Here is a 23,034-nt window from a genome sequence, read left to right as displayed (position 1 = left end):
CCTAAGCGGAGATCCACCGGAGCTGATTTATGACCACTGAAGATTCTTTTATTACACTCGGCAAAGCCGTTTTAGAAATTGAAAAACAAGCTCTTGAAGAGCTACAGTCTCAAATAAACGACCAATTTGCACAAGCCTGTCAGCTCATTTTTGATTGTCCTTCTCGACTCATTGTTACGGGTGTCGGCAAGTCTGGGCATATTGGTCGCAAAATCGCAGCGACATTCGCCAGTACGGGTACACCTTCTTTTTTCGTGCATTCAGCAGAAGCCAGTCATGGTGATCTCGGTATGATCACTGAAGATGATGTTGTCCTTGCAATCTCTAACTCCGGCGAAACAGCTGAGGTCGTGACGATTATTCCTATCCTCAAACGGCTTGGAACAAAACTGATCTCCATGACTGGGGAACCTGATTCAACACTCGCAAAATCAGCTGATTTTCATATCAATATCAGTGTCAGCAAAGAAGCTTGCCCTCTTGGACTTGCACCAACAGCATCCACTACAGCCACGTTAGCTATGGGTGATGCGATGGCTGTGGCTTTGTTAGAGAAACGAGGTTTTTCACAAGACGATTTTGCGCGCTCTCATCCTGGGGGCAGCTTAGGGAAAAGACTTCTTCTTCGTCTGGAAGATATGATGCACACTGGTTGCGGTGTACCAAAAGTCACAGAGTCCGTCACAATCAAAGATGCTTTATTAGAAATCTCATCGAAAGGCCTCGGGATGACGTCTATTGTTGATGATAAAGGACATCTACTCGGACTTTTTACGGATGGGGACTTGCGTCGCATTCTAGATAAAAGAATTAATATTCATGAAACCCCCATTCGTGATGTCATGACGAAGCAGTGCACAACAGCATCTCCCGATATGCTGGCAGCAGAAGCACTAAAGCTCATGGAAGAAAAGTCGATTAACGGGTTGATTGTCACGATGGAAAATAAACCGATTGGAGCCATGAATATGCAGGACTTGCTCAAAGCTGGAGTGATTTGATGCGATTTTTATTCGAAGAGATGTACCAAAATATATCGGATGAAGTTTGGCACAAAGCGCAGCAAATTCGCCTGTTAATCTGTGATGTGGATGGTGTTTTTTCTGATGGCCTTATATTTTTAGGGAATCAAGGCGAAGAATACAAAGCATTTAATACCAAAGATGGACTCGGGGTAAAGTCGCTCATTCATTCTGGTATTGAAGTTGCCATTATTACAGGCAGGCGCTCAACCATTGTGGAAAAGCGCATGACAACACTTGGTGTTCAACATATCTATCAAGGACAGGAGAACAAACTGGAAGCGTATCAAGATCTATTGCAAAAGTTATCTCTATCTCATGAAAGTATTGCCTACATTGGGGATGACACCGCGGACCTTCCTGTAATGCAAAACGTTGGATTAAGCGTTGCGGTCAATGACGCACACCCTTATGTGAAGATGAAAGCTGATTTCACCACACATTGCAAAGGCGGTTATGGCGCGGTGAGGGAGCTATCAGACCTCCTTCTTTGCACTCAGGATAAATTTGAAATTTATCAGGGCAGCAGTACATGAAGCGTATCATTGGAATTTGCGTTCTTGTTGCACTCATTATCGGCGGCATTTGGTTCTTCGGTTTTAACTTACAATGGGTGAAATCCGATGTGACCAAAGAAGCAAATACGACCATGGAAAAACGCCCTGACTTCGTTGCTGAAGACTTATCCAGTACGATATACAATGTGAAAGGACTGCCCGTGCACAAGGTCAAAGCACAGAGAATGGAACACTACGGTCGCTCAGGTTTTACGATGTTCTATAAGCCTGAGCACACCATTTTCCCGACGAATAAAAAGGTCCCCTGGACCATTCAAGCAGAAGAAGCCACATATTATCCGAATGAGAAAATCACTTTGGAGAAAAACGTCGTGATAGAGACACTTGATCGAGATAAACGAACCACCACGATCAAAACAAATTATCTTGAGATATCTCTTAAAAATAATACGATGTCATCCACTGATAAGGTGGTGATCCAAGGCAGTCAATTTAGAATCTCCGGTAAAGGTTTTTTCGCGAATATTGAAAAAGAATCCATGGAAATACACAAACATGCTAAAACAGTTTATTTCACAAACCGCTCTTAGAAGATTACTTCTCAGTTTGATTTTGACCACTTCGGGATACAGCACAATCGTTCATGCTGAATTCACTGATGATATTAAAATCAATTCATCGAAGCAGTTTATGGATATTAAAAATAACACGCTTGTTTTTCAGGACAATGTTGTTGTTTTACTTGGAAGTATGCAGATTAATGCCGACGTGATGAGAATCAAAAAAACCAAAGATGGCAGAAATGAAGTAATCGTTGCGAAAGGCAACCCAGCAAAATATAAGCAAACGCTCGAAGATGGCAAAGAAGTCATTGCTGCTGCACAAGAAATTTATTATATGGTCAGTAAAAAAACCATTGTTCTCAAGAAAAATGCCTATCTCCAACAAAGTGGTTCCCATGTAAAAAGTGAGCAGATCACCTACAACCTGGAAACTCAGCTGTTATCCGCTGAAGGTAGTGAAAACAAAACTGGGCGTGTCACAACAATCATCTCTACCAATCAAAATAAGCCAAACGTTGTTGAAACGAAGCCAGAAAATCAAGCCCCAGCACAGACAGATGAACAGGATGAACCGACACCATGAGTCAGCTATCTGCAACAAATCTTGCAAAGCGCTATAAAGATCGTCAAGTTGTGCAAGATGTGAGTATTACCGTCAATTCAGGGGAAGTCGTTGGTTTGCTCGGTCCAAATGGTGCAGGTAAAACAACAACGTTTTATATGATTGTTGGCTTAGTTGCGAATGATAAAGGCAAAATCATTCTTGATGGCAAAGACGTCACCCATGCACCCATGCATGTTCGAGCCCGCAGAGGCATTGGTTATTTGCCACAAGAATCATCCATTTTCAGAAAACTAACTGTCTATGAAAACATCATGGCAGTCTTGCAACTGAGAAAAAACCTTAAATCAGCCCAACGGGAAGAGATTTTAGATAATCTTTTGGAAGAGTTTAACATCGGACACATCAAAAACAGCCGTGGGATGGCATTATCTGGTGGCGAAAGAAGGCGCGTTGAAATCGCAAGAGCTTTAGCGGCGGAACCGAAATTTATTCTATTGGATGAGCCATTCGCAGGTGTAGATCCCATTTCTGTGATCGATATCAAAAAAATCATTGAACATCTGAAAGATAGAGGCATCGGGGTCTTGATTACAGACCACCATGTAAGAGAAACTCTAGATGTGTGTGAAGTTGCGAATATTGTCAGTCACGGCAATCTGATTTTCTCCGGTTCACCAGAAGACGCTTTGACAAGTAAACATGTCAGAGAGGTATACTTGGGAGACCAATTCACGCTATAGTTTAGTTATCTTGCATCAGGAATAACGAAAGGATATTGATTATCCATGAAGCCAGCATTACAGCTTCGTTTCAGTCAGCAATTGACAATGACACCGCAGCTGCAACAAGCTATCAAATTGTTGCAGCTCTCGACTCTCGACCTCCAACAGGAAATACTCAACGCCGTCGAAGAAAATCCACTTCTTGAGTTGGAAGAGTTCGAAGCCGCACACCAGGATGAAACCCCAGAAAAAATATCTCTTGAAAGCGAAACTGCACCAGAGGAACTCACAACCGATCAAGCATTTGATCGCGATCATATTGGTGAAGATCTTCCCACTGATTCAAAATGGGATGACTATTTAAGTAATGGCCCAACGACTATTTCACATCATCAACAAGATGACGATACACCGATGTACCAGGGAAAAACCGATGATAATATTCGGGATTACCTGCTTTGGCAGATGAACCTCACGCCATTCTCCGAAGCCGATCAAGCGATTGCAACAGCGATTATCGAAGCCATTGATGATGCCGGTTTCCTTACTGTAAGCACGGAAGAAATCCTACAAAGCCTCGGACATGAGGACATTGAACTCGAAGAAGTCGAAGCCGTTTTAAAGCGTATCCAACATTTTGATCCGATTGGTATTGCTGCTCGTTCACTGCAAGAGTGTTTATTGATCCAACTTCATAGAAATTTTACGGGTTGTCCTCTTGAAAACACCGCAATCGACCTTATAGAAAATCATATGGACCTGTTGGCAATCCGTGATTATCGCGGATTGATGAAAAAGACCAAGTTAAAAGAAGAAATGATAAAAGAGTCACTGGCCATCATTCAAAGTTTGATCCCACAGCCGGCAACAACGGTTATCAGTAGCCAAGATGACTATGTGATCCCTGATTTAATCGTCAAAAAAATTAAAGGTCATTGGGAAGTGGCTTTAAACCCTGAAGCACTTCCGAAGGTCAGGGTAAATCAGTATTATGCAAGTTATGCAAAGACAAGCTCTACGGCCGACTCACAATTTATCAAGAGCCATTTACAGGAAGCAAAATGGTTTTTAAAGAGCTTAGATAGCAGAAATGACACATTACTCAAAGTGGGCGCATCAATAGTTCAAAAGCAGCAGGCGTTCTTCGAGTATGGAGATGAGGCCATGAAGCCTCTTGTACTCAACGATGTTGCGGAAATGGTTGATATGCATGAATCCACCATATCACGTGTCACTACACAAAAGTTTATTCACTCTCCCAAGGGTATATTTGAATTAAAATATTTCTTTTCAAGCCATGTGAATACTGAGAATGGCGGGGAATGCTCCTCAACAGCGATACGTGCACTGATTAAAAAACTTGTCGCTGCCGAAAATTCAGCTAAACCTCTTAGTGATAGTAAGATGGCGGAATTATTGGCAGACCAAGGAATCAAAGTTGCCCGGAGAACCATCGCAAAATACCGTGAGTCTCTGGCAATTCCACCCTCGAATCAACGAAAAAGCTTAATTTAAGCTGGGAAAATAAGGAAGGTGCTTATGCAAATTAATCTAACTGGTCGTCATGTAGAAATTACGACTGCACTCAGAGATTATGTCAGTAATAAATTTGCAAAGCTGGAAAGACATTTTGATCACATCAATAATGTCCATGTTATTCTCAATGTAGAAAAACTACAGCAAAAAGCAGAAGCGACACTCCATCTCAACGGGGGAGAAGTTTTTGCAACGTCAGAGCATCAAGATATGTATGCCGCCATTGACTCTTTAATTGATAAACTTGACCGTCAAGTCATTAAACATAAAGAAAAAATGACCAAACACTAACATGGACATCTCAAATATATTGACCGAGGACTGCACAAAACGTGCAGTCCTGCTCCATAGCAAAAAACGCGTCTTGGAATATATCAGTCAATTATTCTCACACCACTGCAACAGCCTTCTTGCAGAAGACATTCTAAAAAACATTCAAGCCAGAGAAATTTTGGGTAGTACAGGGATTGGACACGGGATTGCTATTCCACATTGTCGACTGCCGAATATCCAAGATGTTCATGGCGTGCTCATCGTTACGGAACAAGCCATCGACTTTGATGCGATTGATAATCGACCAGTGGATATCTTTTTTGCTCTATTATTGCCTGAAGAAGACGATAATCAGCATCTCACAACTTTGTCATCCATCGCAAAATTATTAGGCAATAAAAAACTCTGCCGCGCTATCCGTCACGCAAGCAGCGACTTAAACATATACGAAACTATCTTAGGTCATGAACTTAACCATCATTAGTGGCCGATCTGGCTCAGGAAAATCAGTTGCCCTCCGGGTTTTAGAGGACCTTGGATATTATTGTATTGATAATATTCCCCTGTCATTACTGATGTCCCTTACATCAGATTTATTCGGGGATATTTCCCAGGCAGCAATTAGCCTTGATGCTCGAAATATGCCCGACGGAGAAGAAGCACTTTCAGAAACGTTAGATTATCTGAGTCAACACTTTGATGTAAGTGTCATTTATTTAGATGCAGACTCAAATAGCCTCTTGAAACGTTTCTCTGAAACAAGACGCCTTCATCCTTTGACCAAAGGCTCAATGTCACTTGAAGAAGCAATTAAAGCTGAAAAAAATGTGCTCAGTTTAATACGCAATCGGGCAGACTTGCATATTGATACCACCCGATTAAACGTACATGAGCTTTCTGAGCTGATTAAACAAAGAGTTTTAGGGAAAAAAGCACATAGTTTAGTGATTGTTTTCGAATCATTTGGATTTAAATATGGGTTACCGAAAGACGCAGATTACATTTTTGATGCCCGGTTTCTTCCAAATCCACATTGGGAACCAGAGCTCAAACCATTAACAGGCCTCGATCACCCTGTACAGCAATTTTTTTTAGGGCAACCACTTGTCACTAAGTTCATTTGGCAAATTGATAATTTTATTCGCACCTGGCTGCCACACATCGAACGAAATCACCGGAGCTATCTCACAATTGCAATTGGTTGCACTGGCGGGCAACATCGCTCTGTCTATATCAGTGAAAAACTTGCTGAGAGCTTCCGTAGACAAATTCCAGAAGTTCAGCTTCGACATCGAGAACTCCAACGACATGACACACATCATCTGCCGTCAAGTCATCATCAAGAATAAACTCGGCCTGCATGCCCGAGCTGCTACAAAACTTGTTCAACTCAATCAAGAATTTACTTCTCATGTTATATTGAAACAAGGAGAAAAAACGGCTTCTGCTGATAGTGTACTCGGGCTATTGTTATTAGAAAGCGCAAAAGGAAAGACGATTGATATCGAAATCGAAGGCGAAGATGCCGAAGATGCTGCTGAAGCATTTGTTGCACTCTTCGAACGTCGATTTGATGAAGAAGAGTGATCGGATCTCTGATATTCCCAAAGAATTAAGCCTAAGATCTAGCTGATTATTCTTATCAGTTAAGTTAGACTATGTTGGGCAAAAATTGAGGTCATGCAGCATGCCTGAAACCATTGAACAACAAACAGCCAAAGCACAAATTAGAGAAATCGCGGCCGCGTTAGACAGCGGTATGTTCGTTCACGTGCGACGAATGTTGTTCAATATGCCTGCCTGTGACATTGCACTACTGCTTGAGTCCTCTCCCCCAAAGTCCAGAATGATCCTATGGCAACTCGTTGATCATGACTTTTACGGCGAAATCCTTGAAGAACTTTCTGAAGAAGTAAGAAACGGCATTATTGCGCAAATGGGACCTGAAAAAGTCGCACTTGCGACTGAAAGTATGGATGATGATGATTTAGCTGAAGTCTTACGCTCCCTGCCTGATAGTGTTTATCAAGAAGTCATTCGCTCCATGGACGTACAGGATCGAAATCGAGCGGAGCAAGCACTCTCCTACATGGAAGAAACTGCCGGTTCAATTATGAATACGGATACGATCACGATTCGCCCTGATGTTTCCGTCGACGTGATCCTCCGCTACCTCCGCTTAAAAGGAGAGCTACCCGAAGGTACAGATCAACTGTTTGTCGTAGATAAGCACGATATGCTGATGGGGGTCATCCCACTGAGCTTATTGGTGACTTCAATCCCAAATAAAAGTGTCCGCGAGGTCATGGAGACAGACCTTGAAGCAATTCATGTCAATATGGGTGAAGCCGAAGTCGCACAACTGTTTGAGCGTCATAATTGGATATCTGCACCAGTGATTGATGATGAAAACCAGCTACTGGGTCGGATCACAATTGATGATGTCGTCGATATTATCCGCGAAGAAGCAGAACACTCGATGATGAGCATGGCAGGTCTTGATGATGAACATGATACCTTCGCACCTGTCAAAAAGAGCATTCAGGGCCGTTCTATCTGGCTGGGTGTTAATCTGCTAACAGTTTTGTTCGCTGCATTTGTAATGAACTTTTTCGAACCGACTTTCGAAGCATTAGCAGTCCTTGCCATCCTGAATAATATCGTGCCAAGTATGGGTGGTGTTGCAGGGAATCAAACCCTCACCCTCGTGATCCGGGGTCTTGCTGTCGGCCATATCACGTCAAGTAACTCCCGATGGTTGCTTGGAAAAGAATTCGCTATCGGGATGCTCAATGGCTTAATTTGGGCCATTCTCATCTCAGGGGTTGTTGCGATTTGGAAAAATGACATCAAACTGGGTGCAGTTCTCGCTTTTGCAATGATGGTCAACCTCGTTGCCGCTGCTGTATCGGGCGTCTTGATCCCACTCGTACTCAAACGTATGAACATCGATCCAGCATTGGCTGGTGGTGTCGTCCTTACAACAATTACCGACATTGTGGGTGCAATAGCATTTCTTGGAACAGCAACGTTGTTTCTAATTTAAGCTCTAATCTATTACTCTTTCTCATCTCGAAGATTATCAAAACAAGCTACATTGTTTATTGGGGCTTACTTTGGATCTCGAAAACTGATGTAAAAATTAAAAAGAGCGCTTATCTACCAGGTCGCTGTGTTTATCCCATTGACGGCAATAGCAGAAGTTTCTGCCAATAAACTAACTGAAGAGTTGGCTGAACTGAGTTTAGAAGAGTTACTGGATGTTGAAGTCTACTCACGATTACCTCAGGAACAAACGATTACTCCACATTCAGTCACCACCATCCATAAAGATTCCATTGAAAAGCAGAGACTCATATCGAATGATCTTGGGTTCATCTTAAGTCATTACGTACCCAGTATGCCTGCATCAACGATGACCGCCACAAACCGTTCAACAACAATTCGCGGCCGAAGGATGGCCGTACTCATCAACGGTGTCCCAATCGGGACACCACTTCGCAATGGTGATCAGGAATTAAGATCATTGGATGCATCTATTCTTCAATCAGTCGAAGTCATGAATGGTGCAAATGCATTGTATGGTGTCGGTAGTTCTGGTGGGACGATTAACTACATCACCAAAAGTCCAACAATGAACCAGGCAATGGGGTTTGAAACAGAAATAAACTCTCGTACTTCACTCACACATATTGGTGGGAGCGGCCATCGTTTTCTCAACCAATCCATGTGGGGTAGCAACGGTCAGTTCAGCTATTACAACCAAGGCTCAATCGAATCTGTTCATGGGTTATTTTATGCAGATGGTGACCGAGTACCGTCAAAAGCTGCCGGTAACTCATCAATTGGTCTTCCTGAATCTCAAAATATCAACCTCTACTCACACATGACATACCGCTGGGGAAAAATGCAACTATCCTTCAATGGACTTTACTACAAACATGCCATGGACGATATTTATGAAACCACTGGTGGGAATGCCATCAGTCGAACAAAAACAAGCGTTGAAGATGTTAAAGCAAGAGCCAATACAGAAGATCCTGGCACACAAAACATTGTACTTAACCTGACCTATAAACACTTAGATATGCTTGGGAGTAAACTCAATACCCAAATTTATTATCAAGATTACGACAATATATTTGGGTCTTTTCAAGAGGACTCTCCACTTGTAAGAGCAAGTGACAAGGTCGGTCAGTCCACGATTACCGCGAAAAAGCACGGACTACGATTTGATTTGAAGACCCCAACAGAGCAATTTCTCAACTTGGATGGAAACATTATCTGGGGAGCTGATTTATTACAAGATAAAACAGGACAAACATTACTCAAAGGAAGTTTGGGTGGTGACATTTGGACCCCTTTTATGACAATGAAGCAAGTCGCACCATTTGTTCAATTCCAAACCCAGCTCTATGCTTCACTCAGCGCAGAGTTTGGTATTCGTCATGAAAAAACCAGTATTCATGTAGATGATTTTAATACTGTATTTGGTGGAAGTATTCAAGGTGGAAGCATTTCATTTTCAAAAACCTCGTATAACTTTGGTATTGTTTATCAACTCACGGAGCATACCGATATCTATTCCAACTTATCTGAAGGGTATGATGTTCCTGAATTAGGAAGAGTTTTGAGAAACGTACGTGATAGTTTTCAGTTACAAGATGCAAATATTGATGCCGTTGATAACCGCAGTACTGAGGCTGGATTTCGTTATGATGACGACGACACTCTATTCTCTCTGGCCTTCTTCCGAAGTACATCTGATTTAGGATTACAACTCACCGCGGTCCCAAATACAGATTTATTAACCCCAGAGCAATCCGCAGAAGTTATCGAAGGGTTCGAAATATCTTTGAACACTCATCTCAATCAGCAGTGGTCCGCAGGAGGAACTTTCGCGTGGCTTGAAGGACAACGTGATTCCACAACTGGAAGAGAGTATTTATCAGGACAGCGTATTCCACCAGCAAAAGTAACAACATATTTAGAATATACACCAAAAGAAAGGTTACAATTTCGAATACAATCGCTCTATTCTGGCGATAGAAATCGGTTTCCAGAGTCAATTGGCTCAAGACAACAGTTTAAGGGAGATGTACGCGCTTACTCAGTCTATGACTTCTTCACTAAGCTACACTTTGGACAATCTGACTTTGTCTTTTCTATCCATAACCTGTTCAATAAAGACTACTATTCTGTTTTTGCCCAATCTTCAAACTTGGATAGACGCATGGTGAAATCCCCAGGAAGAACACTCACGCTCTCTTACCGCTTAAAATATTAATGTTGATGTATGAAACTCATCCAAAAGTTTCGTATGGAAGGTCGTCGCCTTGTCGATTTGTTCGGCAATATCCCCACTTCAATCGAATCCATGCTAGAATCCGCGCAATTTTAGATACTGGTTTAAAAAAAGCGAATCAATTATGCCTTGGATCCAACTCCGTATCCCCAGCACCGCAGAAAACGCAGATGCGATCAGTGATCATATGATGGCTGTCGGCGCACAAGCCATCACTTTCATGGATACGCAAGATACCCCTATTTACGAGCCAAAACCTGGTGAAGTCCTGTTTTGGGCAGAGACAACCGTCATTGGGTTATTTGATGCTGAAGTTGATATGGATATCGTCACGACCTATCTCAGACATATGCCTGAGACTGATGCGGACAACTTTACCTACAAAGTCGAAGCTGTTGAGGATAAAGACTGGGAACGTGAATGGATGGAAAATTTCCACCCAATCCAGTTTGGCAAGCGCTTATGGATCTGTCCATCTTGGCGTGATATTCCAGATCCTGATGCCGTCAATGTGATGTTGGATCCTGGGCTTGCTTTTGGAACGGGAACACACCCAACAACTGCACTTTGCCTGTCTTGGCTAGATGGGTTGGATTTTACAGGGAAAACAGTGATCGATTACGGCTGTGGCTCTGGTATTCTCGCCATTGCAGCCCTCAAGCTTGGCGCAGAAAAAGCAATTGGCATTGATATTGATCCACAAGCACTACAAGCATCACAAGCAAATGCTGAGCGCAACCAGGTCAGTGATAAACTCTCGCTGTATTTACCTGAAGATGCGCCAGATACACAAGGCGATATTGTCGTTGCGAATATTCTTGCAGGTCCACTCAAAGAGCTGGCTCCAGGTATCATTTCACGCGTTAAAGAGGACGGACTTCTTGCCCTTTCTGGTCTATTAGAAAGTCAAATGCGAGAAGTTGCTACCTATTATCAGGAACATATTTCGTTAAATGACCCGATTGTGAAGGATGAATGGGCAAGAATTGACGGTCAACGAAAAAAATAATTTGCTTTTTGATCTATTTTTTTTGTATAACATTTGAACAAAGTCAGGCTTTATTCCTCAAACGAACGTGTGGTGAGAGTATTTTTTACCCATTTTCGGAATGTCAAGAGGGATAGCGCAAAAAAAAATCAAATTTGTTTAAATTATAACCTTTGCAAATGGCAAAAAAATCCGTAAACTAGCGCCTCCTTGGATGTGACCAATTTTAGAGAAGTTGTGAAAATCGGGCCATACCACCTAGACAACAATGTCATATGCGCCCCAATGGCGGGAGTAACAGATCGTCCTTTCAGACACCTATGCACACAGCTAGGTGCCTCGCTGGCTGTCTCCGAAATGCTATCTTCCAATCCGAAGGTTTGGAAGACAGACAAATCACAACTTCGAATGGATCATCACGGAGAATCAGGCATTCGTGCAGTTCAGATTGCTGGTGCTGATCCTGATCTCATGGCCGAGGCAGCACGCTTTAATGAAGCGAATGGTGCTCAAATTATTGACATCAATATGGGCTGCCCCGCCAAGAAGGTAAACAAAAAACTTGCGGGCTCGGCGCTCTTACAGTTTCCGGAGCAGGTTGAACAGATCGTCAAGGCAGTGGTAAATGCCGTTGATATTCCTGTGACCTTAAAAATCCGAACAGGATGGAACCCGGACAACCGTAATGGTGTCGATATTGCAAAGATCGCAGAGACCAACGGTATACAAAGTCTCGCTGTACACGGGCGAACACGTCAATGTATGTACAAGGGCACCGCTGAGTACAACACGATCCGTGCGATTAAAGGTGCTGTTAATATTCCGGTTGTTGCCAACGGGGATATCGACTCACCGCACAAAGCAAAATTTGTGTTGGAATATACTGGCGCAGATGCAGTAATGATTGGCCGTGCCGCTCAAGGCCGACCATGGATTTTTCGAGAAATTGACCATTTTTTGAAAACGGGCGAAGAACTAGCCCCCCCTTCCCTAACGGAAGTGAAGGAAATTATGCTGGTTCACGTACAGAAGCTCCACGATTTTTACGGTGAGGTCATGGGACCACGAATCGCCAGAAAACACGTAGGCTGGTACTTACAAGCGCACGACCCGGAAGGTCAATTTCGCAAAGTGTTTAATACCATCGATGCTGCCGAAATGCAGATTGATGCGCTATTGAGTTATTTTAAGTCGTTAACAATCTAGGAATTAAGAGAAAATACCAATGTTTGATCAAAACATCACTTCTCCGTTCATTACCAATGCGCACACTCAGACTCAAGAGAAGCCGCAGCCGCTTCGTGATTCTGTAAAAAAAGCAGTCCACAACTATCTTCAACAGCTTAATGGCCAAGATGTGAATGACGTGTACGAGCTTGTGCTTTCTGAAATCGAAGCGCCGCTTCTCGAAGAAATCATGACCTATACGCGCGGTAACCAGACAAGAGCCGCGATTCTTCTGGGAATCAACCGCGGCACACTCCGTAAGAAATTAAAAAAATACGGAATGAACTAAGATTGACGCAGGGACTACCCTGCTGAAAAGCACCGAAAGGTGCTTTTTTTATTTCTATACTCCAAAACCATCTAAGATTAACATCCAAATTGTAAAAAGGCTTTGAAAAACATGGATACCCTACGCCCGATCCGCCGCGCTCTACTCAGTGTCTCCGATAAAACTGGTATTGTGGAATTCGCCCGCGCTCTCCATGATTTGAACATCGAACTCCTCTCCACAGGTGGAACCGCAAAACTGCTCAAAGAAGCAGAACTCCCCGTAAAAGATGTCTCTGAACACACGGGGCACCCAGAAATTATGTCTGGCCGTGTCAAAACCCTACACCCAAAAGTCCATGGTGGTATCCTTGCTCGCCGTGGCACCGATGAAGCGACGCTTGAAGCTCATGACATTGCTCCCATTGATCTCGTCGTCGTCAACCTTTACCCATTTGCAGAGACCGTTGCAAAACCAGGTTGTACTCTAGAAGATGCAATTGAGAACATCGATATCGGTGGACCAACCATGCTTCGTGCCGCAGCAAAGAACAACAAAGATGTAACCGTGGTTGTCAAAAGCCAGGACTACACGCGTGTTTTAGAACAAATGCATCAGCACAGCGGCTCTACAACCCAAGCCCTTCGCTTGGACTTAGCAGTTGCTGCTTTTGAGCACACGGCAAAGTATGATGGCATGATTGCGAACTACTTCGGTATCATGGTCCCAGATTACAATGAGACCGAAGCAGAAAAAGTCTCCGAATTCCCAAGGACCTTTCATTCGCAACTGATCAAAAAGCAAGACTTACGCTATGGCGAAAATAGTCACCAAAAAGCTGCATTTTATGTTGAAGAGAACCTTCAAGAGGCATCTGTATCAAGTGCAAAACAGCTACAAGGTAAAGCGCTTTCCTTTAACAATATTGCAGACACTGACGCGGCTTTAGAGTGCGTCAAGTCATTCGACGGCCCTGCTTGTGTGATCGTCAAACATGCCAACCCTTGTGGTGTAGCATTAGGCGATAATATTCTGCATGCATATGAGCGCGCTTTCAAAACCGATCCAACTTCAGCATTTGGCGGGATCATCGCGTTTAACCGTCCATTGGACAAAGAAACGGCACAAGCAATTATTTCTCGCCAATTTGTCGAAGTGATCATCGCGCCTTCGATCGACGAAGATGCCATCCAAGTTATCGCAGAAAAAAAGAACGTGCGCTTACTTGCTTGTGGCCAATGGGAAGAAGCAACTAAGCAGTTTGACTTTAAACGCGTCAATGGTGGCTTGCTGATTCAAGACAACGATATGGGACGTGTCACACTGGACGACTTGAAGATTGTCTCTGAGCGCCAACCAAGCGCAGAAGAACTCCAAGACTTATTGTTTACATGGAACGTCGCGAAGTTTGTGAAGTCCAATGCCATTGTCTACGGAAAAGACGGAATGACCATCGGTGTCGGTGCCGGGCAAATGAGCCGGGTGTATAGCGCCAAAATTGCAGGGATCAAGGCAGCTGACGAGAACCTTGAAGTCAAAGGCAGTGTCATGGCTTCTGATGCGTTCTTCCCTTTTAGAGATGGCATCGATGCCGCTGCTGAAGCTGGAATCAAAGCAATCATTCAACCAGGTGGCTCCATTCGAGATGAGGAGATCATTGCAGCAGCGAATGAACATGGTATTGCCATGGTCTTCACTGGAATGCGTCATTTCAGACACTAATCTGTACACAACGGAAAGAAAGAACGTCCTTTGACGTTCTTTTCTCAAATCAGACAATAACAACTGTTTTGAAAAAGCCGGAGTATCCAATCATGATCAAAAAAACAAAAAAAGCGCTCATTTTTCCTCTCACAGCACTTGCTCTATCGCTTTCATCGCAAGCCTTTGCGACAGATGAAACATCCCCTATAGAAACAACAGCAATATCAGAAGTTGAATTGGCCTTATCTGGTCCACAACGGAGTGAAGCGAATAAGCAACGAGATATCTTTCGTCATCCAAAAGAGACTCTTGAGTTCTTTGGTTTAAAAGCGCATATGACAGTGGTAGAGATTTGGCCAGGTGGCGGTTGGTACACAGAAGTACTTGCGCCCATTTTAAAAGAGAACGGAACACTCTATGCAGCTCACTTCAGCAAGGACTCTCCGAGTGAGTACTTTCGCAAATCTCGAGCACGCTTTGAAAATAAAATGCAAGACCCTGTTTACTCAGCTGTCAAAATCACCGAGTTTTATCCTGGGAGCCAACACAAAATTGCTCCGAAAAATTCTGCTGATATGGTCTTAACCTTCAGAAACCTGCATAACTGGTACATGCAAAAGGACACAGATGGTATCGAAAATGCACTGAAAGCATTTTATGACGCCCTCAAACCAGGCGGTATTTTAGGGATTGTTGATCATCGATTACCGGAGAACATGGATCAGGCAGAAAAGAAAATGTCCGGCTATCTCAAACAAAGCTGGGTGATCCAAAAAGCCAAAGAAGCTGGATTTGAGCTGGAAGCGCTCAGTGAAATTAATGCGAATCCAAAAGACACCGCTGATTATCTAAAAGGTGTCTGGGCATTGCCCCCTCGTTTGGCAAATGGCGAACAACAAAAAGAAAAATACCTCGCGATCGGCGAAAGTGATCGCATGACCTTAAAGTTTGTAAAAACAATCACTGAAAATACTCAACATCAGGAGAAAACCCCACAATGAACGTCCTTATCATTGGATCAGGAGGCCGCGAGCATGCGTTAGCCTGGAAAGCAGCGCAATCCCCACTTGCAGAATCAGTTTTTGTGGCCCCGGGCAATGCAGGCACAGCTCTGGAAACCAATTTGACCAACATTGATATTTCTGGTGATGATATCCCGGCGTTGATCCAATTTGCCAAAGACAATCAAGTTGGTTTAACCATTGTCGGCCCAGAAGCCCCCCTTGTGGTTGGCATTGTGGATCAATTTCAAGCTGCCGGGTTAAAGATCTTCGGACCTTCCGCATATTGTGCGCAGCTTGAGGGTTCAAAGGCATTCAGTAAGGACTTTTTCACACGTTACAACATCCCAACTGCGGCTTATCAAACGTTCACTGATGCCCAACAAGCAAAAAATTATGTCGATGCACAGACTCTTCCAATCGTGATCAAAGCAGATGGACTCGCAGCTGGCAAAGGTGTAATTATCGCAGAATCTCAGTCCCACGCACACGCCACTATTGATGACATGCTTGAAGGTAATAAGTTTGGTGATGCAGGACACCGGGTCGTTGTCGAAGAGTTTCTTACTGGAGAAGAAGCCTCGTTTATCGTGATGGTTGATGGCGAAAACGCGCTACCTTTTGCATCTTCACAAGATCACAAAGCGAGAGATGAAGGGGATCTAGGCCCAAATACAGGTGGCATGGGTGCTTACTCGCCTGCGCCGGTGATCACACCTGTCATACATGACTGGGTGATGCAGCACGTGATCCAACCCACAATTGAAGGAATGAAGGCTGAAGGTCATGCTTACCAAGGCTTCCTCTATGCGGGATTAATGGTTGCATCCGATGAAACAGCCAAAGTACTGGAATACAATTGTCGATTTGGTGATCCTGAAACACAACCCATCATGATGCGTTTACAAAGCGATTTGGTTCATTTATGCCTACAAGCGATTGATGGACAGCTCGATAAGACGGAAATCAAATTTGATAGTAGAGCCGCTCTTGGCGTTGTACTTGCGGCTGGTGGCTATCCATTTGATTATCGTAAGGGAGATGTGATCCAAGGTCTGCCCGCTTCGGATGCCGCTCATGCAAAAGTGTTCCATGCAGGCACAAAAAAGCAAGGTGATCAGGTGATTACAGCAGGGGGACGTGTGCTTTGTGCTACTGCGTTAGGCGATAGTGTAAAGGCTGCACAACAAGCTGCGTATCAACTCACACATTCAATTCAATGGGATGATGTTTATTATCGCAATGATATCGGCCATCGTGCAATTGCTAGAAAATGATAGAGCAGAAAGTGATTCTCAAAAGGGTTGATTTGAAATGCCTTCCTTAGAAGGCATTTCTTAAATTCATCATTTTTACCTATTTAAGAACCAAAACAACTCCCCTATCATGAGCCGTTTTTTTATTTTTTGAGAAATTCGGCTTACCATGATTTACTCCACTTCTCCAAACTTTTTTACTGGTCCAAGTACTTCTTTTATCAATGCTGTCTACACTCTGAGCTTTGTGATTACTAAAACGAATAACCTTATTTAACACTTTGAATCAGTGTGGGAAATATGACAATTTTATTACTCTTTTTTACCTTATTTCTTTTGATCGTTTGGTACGAAAAAAGAAAACATCTGCAATGTTTAAACAAAATTCCAGTTCGTATCCATATCAATGGAACTCGAGGCAAGTCTTCCGTAGCAAGACTGATTGCTGGGGGGTTACGCGCCCATGGTTACAACACGATTTGTAAAACAACAGGTTCCGAAGCAAGCCTCATTTTAAATGATCAGCAGGAAATACCAATCCGCCGAGGTTGCACACCAAATATTATTGAGCAAACCAAAGTTGTAGAATTCGCAGCTCAAGCCAACGCTGATGTACTCATTATCGAGTGCATGGCATTAAAGCCAGAGCACCAATCCTATTCTGAGCTCAAACTTATTCAGTCTACCCATGGTGTTATCACCAATTGTGGTCCAGATCACTTAGATGTGATGGGTCCAACAGAAACCGATGTTGCCAAGGCGCTTGCTGGCTCAGTTCCCTGTAATGCGTGTTTATATACAAATGAAACGAAGCATATCGACATCATCAAGCAATCTGTGATTGATAGACACAGCAAATTAAAGAAAATACTGCTCACATCTTCGATTAAAGACGAAGAAATGACACGGTTTTCTTATCTCGAGCACAAAGAGAATGTCGCGCTTGCATTAACACTATGCCAAGATCTTGGTGTACCAAGGCAGGTCGCATTGAAAGGCATGTGGCAGACTCAACCAGACCTTGGTGCAATGGATATTCGTCAAATACGATGGCGAGGTGTGCAATTGTCTTTGGTCAACGCATTTGCGGCCAATGATCCCACTTCCTCTCTCCTTTGTTGGCAACGTTCGATTCAAAACTTCTCATGTCATCCAAAGCAAGTCATGTTGATCAATTGTCGTCAGGATCGCCAGGATAGAACAATCCAAATGGCAAAAATGTGTCGTTTGATTGAGGAAACAACCCAGATCATTGTCATTGGTGAAGATCGCTCCTTTTTTCAAAAAATGGCTGAAAAGCATGGTGTAAATACGAAAAGCATTCTACTTCCAAAGTTCCAAGACCCATCTTTTCTTGCTGACACCTTTGCTTCCATGCATGAGCAAAAACTCTTGATTGTTGGTATTGGCAATATTAAGGATACAGCCATGGAGCTACTCCAGTTTTTCAAACAACAGAGCCAATCTCAACACCCCCTGATTCAAGATGAACGTTCTGATAAAAATGCAGTTTCTTCCGAGGTCATCTATGGTTAGCACATTGACGCTCTCAATTGGTATTGGGCTATTTGTGGGCCTTTTATTTATTGAATTATTTTCATTATTTTGTGGTGGAGTCATCGTTCCGGGCTATATTGCAATTCACTTGAATAATCCCTATTCAGTGATTGCGACACTCTTCATCAGCTTACTCGCATTTATAGTCGTGAAAGGGTTGAGTCAATTCACCCTCCTTTATGGCCGTCGACAATATGTTGCGTTAATGATTACAGCCTTTATATTTGGGGCACTTCTCAATTCAGCAATCCCTACATTGCTCCCCAATACAGCTCTCACGGTTCCTGGCGCACCATCAGATGCATTTGGTGTGATTGGCTTCGTTATTCCTGGACTGATTGCCAACTGGTATGAGCGACAAGGAATTTTAGTCACGACTTGTACAGTGCTCAGTGGTGCCGCGTTAGTTCGTCTTATCTTAATTAGTCTTGGCTATGCTTCAGGAGAAATCATATGAAGACCATCTATCGCAGACCTTTTCTTATTCCTCCTATTGCTTTGGTGCTCTTTACTTTGATTACACTCATCACATTGTATTTTGTCGAGCACCATACACCATCTCCCATTCTGGAAAAAATGCGGCAAACGATTGAAAAACATCATCAAGGCATGAAAATAATCCAAGCACAGAAACAAAAACTTGCGTTGATGGCTCGTGACTTAGAAGATCCGAAGCAAACTGGGCTGATCGGGTCTTGGAAAACCACTCCTATAACCTCAACATTTAGCCATTTGAGCGCCAAACAAACGTCAACCAACCCACAGTTTGCAGCATTGGTTTATCAATGGTTAAAAGAAGTTGGTGTGCAAAAAGGTGACACTGTTGCAGTGAGTGCCAGCGGTTCCTTCCCAGGCCTGAACCTTGCGACTTACAGTGCGTTAGAAGTCTTAGAAGCTAAACCACTCGTTATTTTGAGCTTAACGGCATCCCAATGGGGGGCAAATCAACCAGAAATACTTTGGGTAGATATGAGCACATTACTCTATCAATCTGGACTATTTCACATCCAGCCAATTGCTGTCTCTTATGGCGCAAAGAATGATCATGCCGAAAATATATCAAGTGAAGGTAAAGAAATTCTTCATCAAGCGATCCATAGAAATGGCTCACCCGAGTTGATTAAAACAGGCTCTCTTCTTGGAAATATCAACAAAAAGTGGCATTTATACCAAAAATCAGCTGGAAAGCATCAAATTAAGGCATTTATCAATATTGGTGGTGGTAGTTCATCTGTTGGTTCAAATAAAGATAAAAAGCAGTTATTCAAGCCAGGAATTAACACTGAGCTGCCAGAAATCGCTCAGCCCGATATTCCTGGACTGATGTGGAAATTCTATAAAAGTGGCGTCCCTTTGATCCATTTATCAAATATTCCACAAATCGCACGAGAAAACCAAATCTCAGATTCAAGGGAAATGCCCGTATTTCATCACTCAGGACAAAAGCAAGCTGGGTTGTCTGGTTTAGTTCTCTTGTTCCTTTTGTTAATTGCCATCGTTTTTTATCAAAAGAAAAAGGATGCACTACCAGCACTATGAGTCGATACATAGTCATATACCTGCTGTTTTTTCAAGCATCTTGTTTCTCACAAGTCATCATACAGGGACGTATTCTTGATGAATTTGGCGCACCAATTCAAAACGCTCAAGTCCAAGCATCTGGCTGGCAATTATTCAGTAATCAATCGGGTCGGTTTCTCCTTCGTCTTTCCGAGTCCGATATCTATCAACTTCAAATTACACATCCAGATTACTTTACAACAACCCATACTTGGGCAAATCAAGAAGTTAAAAAATCTCCAGAAGGGAAATTGCCAGATATAACTCTTGTTCGAAAAAAGAAAGGACGAGTTCTATTTGCATTTGGCGGTGATGTCATGTTGAGTCGTCGCTATTTAGAGTCTTGGTTTGGTGAGACACCGTTAGTCCGAGCGCAGAACGAGGAGAAAGATGCACGGTTTATATTCAAGCATCTAAAACCCTACATGACGCTGGCTAACATTTCCTCCGTTAACCTTGAAACAACCATAGGAAATTTCTCCGCGGCTGATTCATCATCAAAAGGGGTACTCCTCCAATCACCGGAAGTGCTGCTTTATGCCTTAAAATGGGCTGGTATTGATCATGTCAGTTTGGGGAATAATCATATCTACGATTATGGAGAAGCTGGGCTGATAACTTCACTTCAATCAATTCAAAAATCAGGGTTAATGTATTCTGGAGCGGGACTTGATCAAACATCGGCTTACTCTCCAGCAATATATTCTTCCGCGAAATATGCGCTTTACAGTATGATGGGATGGTCCGGATCTGATCATGCAGATTTAGTCGCTGGCCCTAATAAAGGCGGTGCAGCTCTCGGGAAGCTCAGACAGATCCAAAAGTTCATTTCGATGTCTGCGCAACAAGGTCAAATCCCAATTTTACAATACCATGGCGGTTTGGAGTATCAAGATCATCCAACATTGGTGACTGAGAATCGATTAAAAATAGCGATAGAAAATGGGGCAGCCTTAGCAATTGCACATCACCCACATAGACTACAAGGGTTTGAAGTTTATCAAAATAAACTCATTGCCTATTCCTTAGGAAACTTAGCTTTTGACCAGTTCTATCCGCAAACACAACTTACAGCAATACTCTACGTTTGGATGGATGAACAAGCGTTTCATCGTGCAGAAATTATTCCATTCTATCTCAAAGGGTATATTCCGACACCAGCAACTGGTCAACATCGGCATGAAATTCTCAGTCAATTGTATTCACTATCCAAAGCACGAAATACGAAGCTTACCGCCAGTGGTGGACACGCGATTATTCAAACAAAATCACAAACGGACACTCAAATTTCTTCAGGTAAAATGAAAGCGTTCCATACAAACCAAAAAATATTCCAATTACCAAACAAACCTTGGCATCAATCACTAAAAACAATCACTTCTTCAGATCCTGAACTGCGGCTCCGACTCGGAAGAAATCTGATTTATGGTTCTGATTTTGAAAATGATGATACTTTTGAACATATGGAGCGTCACTGGTTCACACAAGGATTTCGCCTTCTTCACAATAACAATCGTGATAAACCACAAAATAAATTGATGAGCGCGCATATCCAACCTTACTCATCTGCACTGTTAGGAATGAAAGACTTCCGCAGAGTGTTCATCCCTGATAATCCATATACCGTCACTTTTAACCTGCAGTCAAAAAAAGATGTACAGGTACGTGCTTACTGACAGGGAAGAAAAAAGACACAGGGCTTGCATGAAGCACTACAACAGGGGAAAAAACACCTTATCTTCGAACAAACTATTTCTGGAAATCAAGACTGGCAACCGATTGAGATCCCATTCCAATCTCCGCGAATAGGCTATCGCGGTTTGAGATTGCTTCTCCAGTTTGAGCATCCACATGCATCAGCCCAAACCGTTCAAGTTGATGACTTTAAGCTTATTGAATGGCTCACCCCTTTTGCTTTTCCAAATCAATTGAAAGAAGTCGAAAAACTTCCAACCAATTACATCGAAACCTCAGCCGTTCCGAAGAAAAGCAGTGAAATCAAAGTGATGTATGCAAACTAATTCAACCCTGTGCTCTTTTTAAATACTCTATATTTTTGTTGGATTTCTTGTTGAGTAAAATGTACGGAGAATTCATCAAAATAAAATGGGATCCGCCACTTTCCCTTTTCAAAACCTTGCTCTTTTGCATACATTAACCAAAATAACCCTTCCAGTGCTTTTTCATCCTTAAGCTTCTTTCTTAGGTTGAGCTCGTAATCTCCCACATTGAATGCAGATTCTGGGTGCCCGAGGTAGGCGGCCTTTGTGTAGTAGTTATATTGAAGGCTGGGATCCAGCGCCAACTTCTCCTGCCGGTGCAATTCACCAATCACAAACAGGCAAGTCGCACAGTGTTTATCCTCAACCACTTTACAGAGAACCCATGCATCTTCCAGTTTACCCTTCGCAAAAAAAGTTTGACAATTTGTCTTCAGCAGCGGAAGCAACCAAGAACGATCTTGTGGATTATTCGCGATTGTTTTGAGCTTATTGATGTAGTGTTGGCGTCGCCATCTGTCCGCATTGAGCCGGATCTGATGCATGGTTTCCAAATAACGCATTCCATGAAGTGCCATATTTGCATAAGCGAGTTTTTCTTCGGTACTAAAGTCTGGCTCTTGACCTTTCTTTTTTGCGGCTTTAAAGCGTGAAGCGAGGTTCTGGGTCTTTGACAGATAAAATGCCGTAAGATCGTCATGAGAGAAATTCATTAAAAATAAAAAGGAGTACTGTCCTTGGAGCTGCTTTGCGATTTCCGGCTTCCCCCAGCGCTCAACAATTCTTGGATCCAATAACCTCATTTTCGCCATCCAGTCTTGCTCATATTGCAGAAATAATTCACCCCATCCCATCTGCTCAACAACTTCTTGGGCCAATATCATCTTGACTTTTTGTGTATGTGCCTGGCTGGAAAGCAACATTGACAACGACAGATAAACGATGGCTGGACGTACCATATTCAAACCT

General features: G+C 42.9%; 24 protein-coding genes. 23 read left to right on the top strand and 1 reads right to left on the bottom strand.

What is annotated here, in order from left to right; translation table 11 throughout:
* Positions 1 to 29 precede the first annotated feature (29 nt).
* The 23 genes from C505_RS0109975 to C505_RS0109865 all read left to right on the top strand — a co-directional run bounded on the left by C505_RS0109975 (position 30) and on the right by C505_RS0109865 (position 22,086).
* On the top strand, positions 30 to 1,001 hold the full coding sequence (locus C505_RS0109975; RefSeq protein ID WP_018692470.1) for a KpsF/GutQ family sugar-phosphate isomerase: 972 nt from the start codon (positions 30 to 32) through the stop codon (positions 999 to 1,001).
* Complete coding sequence (gene kdsC, locus C505_RS0109970) at positions 1,001 to 1,558, top strand: 3-deoxy-manno-octulosonate-8-phosphatase KdsC (RefSeq protein WP_018692469.1); 558 nt, start codon at positions 1,001 to 1,003, stop codon at positions 1,556 to 1,558. The genes C505_RS0109975 and kdsC overlap by 1 nt, the downstream gene beginning before the upstream one ends.
* Positions 1,555 to 2,130, top strand: coding sequence for an LPS export ABC transporter periplasmic protein LptC (gene lptC / locus C505_RS0109965; RefSeq protein ID WP_018692468.1), 576 nt, complete (start codon positions 1,555 to 1,557; stop codon positions 2,128 to 2,130). The genes kdsC and lptC overlap by 4 nt, the downstream gene beginning before the upstream one ends.
* Positions 2,096 to 2,686 (top strand): lipopolysaccharide transport periplasmic protein LptA, encoded by a 591-nt coding sequence (gene lptA / locus C505_RS21990; protein ID WP_018692467.1) that lies wholly within the window; start codon positions 2,096 to 2,098, stop codon positions 2,684 to 2,686. The genes lptC and lptA overlap by 35 nt, the downstream gene beginning before the upstream one ends.
* Positions 2,683 to 3,408 (top strand): LPS export ABC transporter ATP-binding protein, encoded by a 726-nt coding sequence (gene lptB / locus C505_RS0109955; protein WP_018692466.1) that lies wholly within the window; start codon positions 2,683 to 2,685, stop codon positions 3,406 to 3,408. Before lptA ends, lptB begins: the two co-directional genes overlap by 4 nt.
* A 45-nt stretch (positions 3,409 to 3,453) precedes the next feature.
* Positions 3,454 to 4,905, top strand: coding sequence for an RNA polymerase factor sigma-54 (locus C505_RS0109950; protein ID WP_018692465.1), 1,452 nt, complete (start codon positions 3,454 to 3,456; stop codon positions 4,903 to 4,905).
* A gap of 24 nt (positions 4,906 to 4,929) precedes the next feature.
* Positions 4,930 to 5,217 carry a ribosome hibernation promoting factor gene (gene hpf, locus C505_RS0109945; protein WP_018692464.1) on the top strand — a complete coding sequence of 96 codons (288 nt, stop codon included), beginning with the start codon at positions 4,930 to 4,932 and terminating at the stop codon, positions 5,215 to 5,217.
* Position 5,218: 1 nt separating this feature from the next.
* Entirely contained in the window at positions 5,219 to 5,683 is a 465-nt protein-coding gene (locus tag C505_RS0109940; protein WP_018692463.1) for a PTS sugar transporter subunit IIA, read from the top strand.
* On the top strand, positions 5,664 to 6,548 hold the full coding sequence (gene rapZ / locus C505_RS0109935) for an RNase adapter RapZ (protein ID WP_018692462.1): 885 nt from the start codon (positions 5,664 to 5,666) through the stop codon (positions 6,546 to 6,548). The genes C505_RS0109940 and rapZ overlap by 20 nt, the downstream gene beginning before the upstream one ends.
* The gene (locus tag C505_RS0109930; protein WP_018692461.1) at positions 6,508 to 6,786 is read left to right on the top strand and encodes an HPr family phosphocarrier protein; all 279 of its coding nucleotides are present in this window, start codon (positions 6,508 to 6,510) and stop codon (positions 6,784 to 6,786) included. Before rapZ ends, C505_RS0109930 begins: the two co-directional genes overlap by 41 nt.
* A gap of 100 nt (positions 6,787 to 6,886) precedes the next feature.
* Complete coding sequence (gene mgtE / locus C505_RS0109925; RefSeq protein WP_018692460.1) at positions 6,887 to 8,245, top strand: magnesium transporter; 1,359 nt, start codon at positions 6,887 to 6,889, stop codon at positions 8,243 to 8,245.
* A 126-nt stretch (positions 8,246 to 8,371) separates the two neighbouring features.
* On the top strand, positions 8,372 to 10,486 hold the full coding sequence (locus C505_RS0109920; RefSeq protein WP_018692459.1) for a TonB-dependent receptor: 2,115 nt from the start codon (positions 8,372 to 8,374) through the stop codon (positions 10,484 to 10,486).
* A gap of 142 nt (positions 10,487 to 10,628) precedes the next feature.
* Positions 10,629 to 11,513, top strand: a complete 885-nt coding sequence (gene prmA / locus C505_RS0109915) for a 50S ribosomal protein L11 methyltransferase (RefSeq protein WP_018692458.1) — start codon at positions 10,629 to 10,631, stop codon at positions 11,511 to 11,513.
* Between the two features lie 216 nt (positions 11,514 to 11,729).
* Positions 11,730 to 12,698: a tRNA dihydrouridine synthase DusB gene (dusB, locus tag C505_RS0109910; protein ID WP_026317872.1), complete on the top strand. Its 969-nt coding sequence runs from the start codon at positions 11,730 to 11,732 to the stop codon at positions 12,696 to 12,698.
* 19 nt (positions 12,699 to 12,717) lie between these two features.
* Entirely contained in the window at positions 12,718 to 13,008 is a 291-nt protein-coding gene (gene fis / locus C505_RS0109905; protein ID WP_018692456.1) for a DNA-binding transcriptional regulator Fis, read from the top strand.
* 111 nt (positions 13,009 to 13,119) lie between these two features.
* A complete protein-coding gene (gene purH, locus C505_RS0109900; RefSeq protein WP_018692455.1) occupies positions 13,120 to 14,709 on the top strand; it encodes a bifunctional phosphoribosylaminoimidazolecarboxamide formyltransferase/IMP cyclohydrolase in 1,590 nt (529 codons plus the stop codon).
* Between the two features lie 92 nt (positions 14,710 to 14,801).
* A complete protein-coding gene (locus C505_RS0109895) occupies positions 14,802 to 15,692 on the top strand; it encodes a class I SAM-dependent methyltransferase (RefSeq protein ID WP_018692454.1) in 891 nt (296 codons plus the stop codon).
* Positions 15,689 to 16,969, top strand: a complete 1,281-nt coding sequence (purD, locus tag C505_RS0109890) for a phosphoribosylamine--glycine ligase (protein ID WP_018692453.1) — start codon at positions 15,689 to 15,691, stop codon at positions 16,967 to 16,969. The genes C505_RS0109895 and purD overlap by 4 nt, the downstream gene beginning before the upstream one ends.
* A gap of 279 nt (positions 16,970 to 17,248) precedes the next feature.
* Positions 17,249 to 18,484, top strand: a complete 1,236-nt coding sequence (pgsB, locus tag C505_RS21985) for a poly-gamma-glutamate synthase PgsB (protein WP_018692452.1) — start codon at positions 17,249 to 17,251, stop codon at positions 18,482 to 18,484.
* The gene (gene pgsC, locus C505_RS0109880; protein WP_018692451.1) at positions 18,477 to 18,962 is read left to right on the top strand and encodes a poly-gamma-glutamate biosynthesis protein PgsC; all 486 of its coding nucleotides are present in this window, start codon (positions 18,477 to 18,479) and stop codon (positions 18,960 to 18,962) included. Before pgsB ends, pgsC begins: the two co-directional genes overlap by 8 nt.
* Positions 18,959 to 20,044, top strand: a complete 1,086-nt coding sequence (gene pgsW / locus C505_RS21980) for a poly-gamma-glutamate system protein (RefSeq protein ID WP_018692450.1) — start codon at positions 18,959 to 18,961, stop codon at positions 20,042 to 20,044. Before pgsC ends, pgsW begins: the two co-directional genes overlap by 4 nt.
* The gene (locus C505_RS0109870) at positions 20,041 to 21,741 is read left to right on the top strand and encodes a CapA family protein (protein WP_018692449.1); all 1,701 of its coding nucleotides are present in this window, start codon (positions 20,041 to 20,043) and stop codon (positions 21,739 to 21,741) included. The genes pgsW and C505_RS0109870 overlap by 4 nt, the downstream gene beginning before the upstream one ends.
* 24 nt (positions 21,742 to 21,765) lie before the next feature.
* Positions 21,766 to 22,086, top strand: coding sequence for a hypothetical protein (locus C505_RS0109865; RefSeq protein ID WP_018692448.1), 321 nt, complete (start codon positions 21,766 to 21,768; stop codon positions 22,084 to 22,086).
* On the opposite strand, the gene C505_RS0109860 is transcribed toward C505_RS0109865, so the two are convergent.
* Positions 22,083 to 23,024, bottom strand: coding sequence for a hypothetical protein (locus C505_RS0109860; protein ID WP_018692447.1), 942 nt, complete (start codon positions 23,022 to 23,024; stop codon positions 22,083 to 22,085). The genes C505_RS0109865 and C505_RS0109860 overlap by 4 nt on opposite strands.
* Positions 23,025 to 23,034 lie beyond the last annotated feature (10 nt).

Source organism: Algicola sagamiensis DSM 14643 (genome assembly GCF_000374485.1).
Lineage (GTDB): Bacteria > Pseudomonadota > Gammaproteobacteria > Enterobacterales > Alteromonadaceae > Algicola > Algicola sagamiensis.
The sequence above is the reverse complement of the archived record's forward strand: the minus strand, read 5'-3'. Positions and strand labels throughout refer to the sequence as shown.

Excerpts from the sequence above, each read along its gene's own strand:
- C505_RS0109975 (WP_018692470.1), top strand. The coding sequence starts at position 30 with ATGACCACTGAAGATTCTTTTATTACACTCGGCAAAGCCGTTTTAGAA.
- kdsC (WP_018692469.1), top strand. The coding sequence starts at position 1,001 with ATGCGATTTTTATTCGAAGAGATGTACCAAAATATATCGGATGAAGTT.
- lptC (WP_018692468.1), top strand. The coding sequence starts at position 1,555 with ATGAAGCGTATCATTGGAATTTGCGTTCTTGTTGCACTCATTATCGGC.
- lptA (WP_018692467.1), top strand. The coding sequence starts at position 2,096 with ATGCTAAAACAGTTTATTTCACAAACCGCTCTTAGAAGATTACTTCTC.
- lptB (WP_018692466.1), top strand. The coding sequence starts at position 2,683 with ATGAGTCAGCTATCTGCAACAAATCTTGCAAAGCGCTATAAAGATCGT.
- C505_RS0109950 (WP_018692465.1), top strand. The coding sequence starts at position 3,454 with ATGAAGCCAGCATTACAGCTTCGTTTCAGTCAGCAATTGACAATGACA.
- hpf (WP_018692464.1), top strand. The coding sequence starts at position 4,930 with ATGCAAATTAATCTAACTGGTCGTCATGTAGAAATTACGACTGCACTC.
- C505_RS0109940 (WP_018692463.1), top strand. The coding sequence starts at position 5,219 with ATGGACATCTCAAATATATTGACCGAGGACTGCACAAAACGTGCAGTC.
- rapZ (WP_018692462.1), top strand. The coding sequence starts at position 5,664 with ATGAACTTAACCATCATTAGTGGCCGATCTGGCTCAGGAAAATCAGTT.
- C505_RS0109930 (WP_018692461.1), top strand. The coding sequence starts at position 6,508 with ATGACACACATCATCTGCCGTCAAGTCATCATCAAGAATAAACTCGGC.
- mgtE (WP_018692460.1), top strand. The coding sequence starts at position 6,887 with ATGCCTGAAACCATTGAACAACAAACAGCCAAAGCACAAATTAGAGAA.
- prmA (WP_018692458.1), top strand. The coding sequence starts at position 10,629 with ATGCCTTGGATCCAACTCCGTATCCCCAGCACCGCAGAAAACGCAGAT.
- fis (WP_018692456.1), top strand. The coding sequence starts at position 12,718 with ATGTTTGATCAAAACATCACTTCTCCGTTCATTACCAATGCGCACACT.
- purH (WP_018692455.1), top strand. The coding sequence starts at position 13,120 with ATGGATACCCTACGCCCGATCCGCCGCGCTCTACTCAGTGTCTCCGAT.
- C505_RS0109895 (WP_018692454.1), top strand. The coding sequence starts at position 14,802 with ATGATCAAAAAAACAAAAAAAGCGCTCATTTTTCCTCTCACAGCACTT.
- purD (WP_018692453.1), top strand. The coding sequence starts at position 15,689 with ATGAACGTCCTTATCATTGGATCAGGAGGCCGCGAGCATGCGTTAGCC.
- pgsB (WP_018692452.1), top strand. The coding sequence starts at position 17,249 with ATGACAATTTTATTACTCTTTTTTACCTTATTTCTTTTGATCGTTTGG.
- pgsC (WP_018692451.1), top strand. The coding sequence starts at position 18,477 with ATGGTTAGCACATTGACGCTCTCAATTGGTATTGGGCTATTTGTGGGC.
- pgsW (WP_018692450.1), top strand. The coding sequence starts at position 18,959 with ATGAAGACCATCTATCGCAGACCTTTTCTTATTCCTCCTATTGCTTTG.
- C505_RS0109870 (WP_018692449.1), top strand. The coding sequence starts at position 20,041 with ATGAGTCGATACATAGTCATATACCTGCTGTTTTTTCAAGCATCTTGT.
- C505_RS0109860 (WP_018692447.1), bottom strand. The coding sequence starts at position 23,024 with ATGGTACGTCCAGCCATCGTTTATCTGTCGTTGTCAATGTTGCTTTCC.